Origin of the sequence: Thioalkalivibrio versutus (assembly GCF_001999325.1) — a bacterium.
Taxonomy (GTDB): Bacteria; Pseudomonadota; Gammaproteobacteria; order Ectothiorhodospirales; family Ectothiorhodospiraceae; genus Thioalkalivibrio; species Thioalkalivibrio versutus.
This window is the reverse complement of sequence record NZ_MVAR01000048.1, coordinates 1-3,257: the sequence shown is the minus strand read 5'-3', so window position 1 is coordinate 3,257 and position 3,257 is coordinate 1. Positions and strand designations below refer to the sequence as shown.

Sequence of the window (3,257 nt, the reverse complement as noted above, 5' to 3'; positions counted from 1 at the left end):
GCAAAGAAGTACCTCGCGGTGCGCTGGCGAGTCAGCGCCTGGCAGGCGGCCGGACGAAGGCACGTAAACACCAGAGGACAAACCATGGCCAGCCACAACCAGGCAGGCGGCGGACCGAAGCCAGCGAAAACACCAGATGTCGAACCATGACCAGACTCAACCCGGCGGTTGATGGGCCGAGTCCGACCACTGGGGTAGGCGGTCGGGTGAAGCCTTGGTCAGGCGGGCGCGTCGAGCTGCGCCGCGAAATGCGCCGGCGCAAAGCCGTCCTGCTGGCGCAGGTAGTCGGCCAGTTGTGCCGCAAAGTCGGTCGGGACCGAGTCCCGCACGGCCGGTATCTCGCGCAGCTGGTCCCAGCGGGCCGCAAGGCGCGGAAAGGCCTCGGTCTCCCAGGGGCTGTCCGGATCCTCCAGCAGCGCATAGCGCATCAGGATCGGGGCCAGGGTGGCATCAATCAGCGAGAAGCCGGGCGCGGCCAGGCGGTCGTCTTGCGTCATCTGCTGTTCCAGGCGCTCCAGCCCGCGTGCGGCGGTGTGGCGCGCCAGCTCGAAGGCATCCTCGGTGGTCGCGGTCATCCAGTGGTACTGGGCAAAGGTCTGTTCCGAGAGGTACTCGATCCAGGCCCGGGTCCGCGCCTGTTCCAGCGGGTCGGTCGGCATCAGCGCGGGCGGGGTAATGGCATCGATATATTCGTTGATCACGGCCGACTCGAACAGCACCGTATCGTGGTCGACGATCAACAGCGGAACCTTGCCCAGGGGCGAGCGTTCGCGGAACCAGTCCGGCGGGTTGGCCAGATCGATCAGGCTCAGCTCGAACGGCGCCTCCTTGTATTTCAGTGTGATCACGCTACGCTGAACGAACGGACAGATGGCGAAACTGATCAGGTGCAGATGCGGCAGATTCATGGTGGTCTTCGGCGTCCGCAGGTGGGGCGGGGCCCCGATCCGGGTCGCCGGTTCCTCGCTATTAAAGGGGGCGCATTGTCTCCCCTCGTGATGTCGCGGGAAAGCCTTGGGCAAGGGTAGCGGCCACAACGGGGCGCCCGGCGCCGGGCTGCGGATCGACAAATGGCTTTGGGCCGCCCGTTTTTACAAGACGCGCGGCCTTGCCAGCGAGGCGGTCGGCGGCGGCAAGGTCCACGTGAACGGCGAGCGCTGCAAGCCGGCGCGTCGGGTGCACACCGGTGATCGCCTGACCATCCACCGCGGCCCGCAGGTCTGGGAGCTGGATGTGGTCCATTTGAGCGATCAGCGACGGCCGGCGCGCGAAGCCCAGGCGCTGTACACCGAGACCGAAGAAAGCCAGGCCCGGCGCGCGGCCGAAAGCGAACGCCGGCGCGCCGAGCGCGCGGTCGCGGACAGCGCCCCCAGCCGGCGCCCGGACAAGCGCGCGCGGCGCAAGATCCGCCGCTTTATTCGCCAGGACGGCAGCGACAGGAGTGAATCCGAGTGAACAACCCCGAAGGCTCGAGTGGCCCGCCCGTCACACCCCGGCTGGCGGTGGATATGGTCATCCGCCACTCGGCGCAGCCCGGTCGTGTGCTGGTGATCGAGCGCCACAACCCCCCGCACGGCTGGGCCCTGCCGGGCGGCTTCGTCGACGTCGGTGAGTCCACCGAGGATGCCGCGGTACGCGAGGCGCGCGAAGAGACCGGGCTGGAGGTCGAGCTGGAGGCGTTGCTGGGGGTGTATTCCGACCCGCAGCGCGACCCGCGCGGGCACACCGTCAGCGCGGTCTACATCGCGCGGGGCCGGGGCGAGGCCAGGGCCGGGGATGACGCTGCCGACTGCGCCTGGCTGGACCCGGAAGACCCGGGCCAGGTGCTGGTCTTCGACCACCGACGCATCCTCGACGACTATCGGCGCTGGCGCCTGACCGGCGAAACCGCCGCCCCGCGTCCGGTACAAAAAACGGGATGAATCCGGCCAAGCTGTTACCATACGGCGCTTTCGACCACCGATACGGTATCGCGTGACAAAGGCTGACCCCGCAACCCCGTCCCGGCCCGACAGCGAGCTGCCGGAACCGCGCGTCTACGAGCGTGCGGAGCACGGCATCTCGCGCGCGGCGATCGACGACAACGCCCTGAAGGTGCTTTATCGGCTGCGCGAGGCCGGTTATCGCGCCTGCCTGGTGGGCGGCGGCGTGCGCGACCTGCTGCTGGGCCGCGAGCCGAAGGACTTCGATGTCGCCACCGACGCCACCCCCGAGCAGGTGCGTGGCCTGTTCCGCAACTGCCGCCTGATCGGGCGCCGCTTTCGCCTGGCGCATGTGCTCTTCGGACGCGAGATGATCGAGGTGGCGACCTTCCGCGCGCCGCATGACGACGAGTCCGAGGACGAAGGCCAGGTCGCGCTGAGCGAGGAAGGTCGTATCCTGCGCGACAATCGCTACGGCACCATCGAGCAGGATGCGGTGCGCCGCGACTTCACCATCAACGCCCTGTATTACGACATCGAGGATTTCTCGGTGCTGGATTACACCGGTGGGTTCGAGGACCTGCGCGCGGGCGAGCTGCGCCTGATCGGCGACGACGTCGAGACGCGCCTGCGCGAAGACCCCGTGCGTATGCTGCGTGCGGTTCGCTTCGCCGCCAAGCTGGGTCTGACCATCGCGCCGGAGGTCGAGGCCGGCATCCTTGATCTCGCCTCGCTGATGCAGACGGTAGCCCCGGCGCGGCTGTTCGACGAGGTGATCAAGCTGTTCCACAGCGGTGCGGCGGTCACCTGTCTGGACGAGCTGGAACGCCTCGGCCTGTTCGAGCCGATGTTCCCCGAGGCTGCGGCCTGCTTTGCCGATCCGGACGTCGGCCCCGAGCGCCGCCAGTTCCTGGTCGAGTCGCTGCTGAATACCGACAAGCGCATCAATGAGGGCCTGGGTGTGAACCCGGCGTTCCTCTACGCGGCCATCCTCTGGGCCCCGGTGCAGGTGGCCGCGGCCAAACGGATCGCGGCCGACGAACAGGAGATTCCGGCCTGGCAGCAGGCGATGGCCGAGGTGCTGGATCGTCAGGTAAAGACGGTGTCCATTCCCAAACGCTTCAGCCTGATCGTGCGCGAGATCTGGGAACTCCAGGCGCGGCTGGAGCGCCATCGTGGTGGCCGTGCGCTGCGCCTGCTGACGCATCCGCGCTTTCGCGCCGGTTATGACTTTCTCTGCCTGCGCGCCCGCGCCGGCGATGCCGACCCCGAGCTGTGTCGCTGGTGGACCGAGATCCAGGAGCTGGACGAGGACGCACAGAAGGCCATGGCGGG

The 3,257-nt window shown here is 68.1% G+C and carries 4 protein-coding genes; 3 read left to right on the top strand and 1 reads right to left on the bottom strand.

Translation table 11 applies throughout. The features are described 5' to 3' along the window. Window positions 1–218 precede the first annotated feature (218 nt). A complete protein-coding gene (locus tag B0684_RS13470; RefSeq protein ID WP_018168072.1) occupies window positions 219–908 on the bottom strand; it encodes a glutathione S-transferase family protein in 690 nt (229 codons plus the stop codon). 106 nt (window positions 909–1,014) lie between these two features. Between B0684_RS13470 and B0684_RS13465 the strand changes: the two genes are divergently transcribed. From B0684_RS13465 to pcnB, 3 genes are all read left to right on the top strand, one after another. Next, window positions 1,015–1,455, top strand: coding sequence for an RNA-binding S4 domain-containing protein (locus B0684_RS13465; protein ID WP_018175819.1), 441 nt, complete (start codon window positions 1,015–1,017; stop codon window positions 1,453–1,455). Further along, window positions 1,452–1,922, top strand: a complete 471-nt coding sequence (locus tag B0684_RS13460; protein ID WP_018168074.1) for an NUDIX domain-containing protein — start codon at window positions 1,452–1,454, stop codon at window positions 1,920–1,922. The genes B0684_RS13465 and B0684_RS13460 overlap by 4 nt, the downstream gene beginning before the upstream one ends. 52 nt (window positions 1,923–1,974) lie before the next feature. Then, window positions 1,975–3,257: polynucleotide adenylyltransferase PcnB (gene pcnB, locus B0684_RS13455; protein ID WP_077277054.1), on the top strand; the 1,283-nt coding region annotated here is incomplete at its 3' end.

Excerpts from the sequence above, each read along its gene's own strand:
- B0684_RS13470 (WP_018168072.1), bottom strand. The coding sequence starts at position 908 with ATGAATCTGCCGCATCTGCACCTGATCAGTTTCGCCATCTGTCCGTTC.